Below are 698 nucleotides of genomic sequence, written 5' to 3' on the forward strand. Positions count from 1 at the left end.
ATCACCATCACTACTGACTGCTGAATCCTTACAGCCTAAATCAATACCAACTTGGCCCGTGCCACACTTAATCTTTGGAAAATCTTTGACGGTGACACAGGCGTACCAGTGACCCCGATTGTCTTGCACCAATTCGCAAGTGTTGATGTTATAGAGCGAGAGGTTATAGCTGTCCCACATATCAATGATCAGCTTTTTACCCTTAGCAAGGCTTAGCTGAATGGTGGATTTAAGGCTTTTCTTGCCTGATTGACGAGTTGATAGGTGTTTTACGGCGGTCTTTTTAAAAGGAATCCAGCCCAAGCTTCTTCTCTTGGCCTTTGGGTTGTTGGTGCGCCAGTTGAGTTTGGCTTTTTTAAACTGTTTACGGCTTTTGGCATGGGTTTCAGAGATGGCTTGTAGCGTTTGGCTGTGCAAGTTTAAATACTCGCCACTACCTTTGGTATAAGCGGCCAAGTCATAGGCTGAAAAGAATTTGCCTGTGCGCTGTAAATGTTTAAAACTTAGCTCATTGACGTAATTCCAGACAAAGTTAACCGACCCAGCCAAGATATTGAGCTGAGTGGCGTGTTTGTCTTTGATGCGTAGCTTGAGCGTTTTCATGGAGTAATTATGATCTCAATGCAGCTGGGTATCAAGGGGTTCGCCATACTGGGCGACAATGACTGACGCCTGATATCCACGCCCTAGAAGGATGT

The 698-nt window shown here is 45.1% G+C and carries 1 protein-coding gene; it reads right to left on the reverse strand.

All coding sequences use genetic code 11. The features are described from left to right. Positions 1-603: transposase (locus JFC05_RS12695; protein WP_276529569.1), on the reverse strand; the 603-nt coding region annotated here is incomplete at its 3' end. Positions 604-698 lie beyond the last annotated feature (95 nt).

The sequence above is a fragment of the Psychrobacter celer genome (assembly GCF_016107555.1).
Lineage (GTDB): Bacteria > Pseudomonadota > Gammaproteobacteria > Pseudomonadales > Moraxellaceae > Psychrobacter > Psychrobacter celer.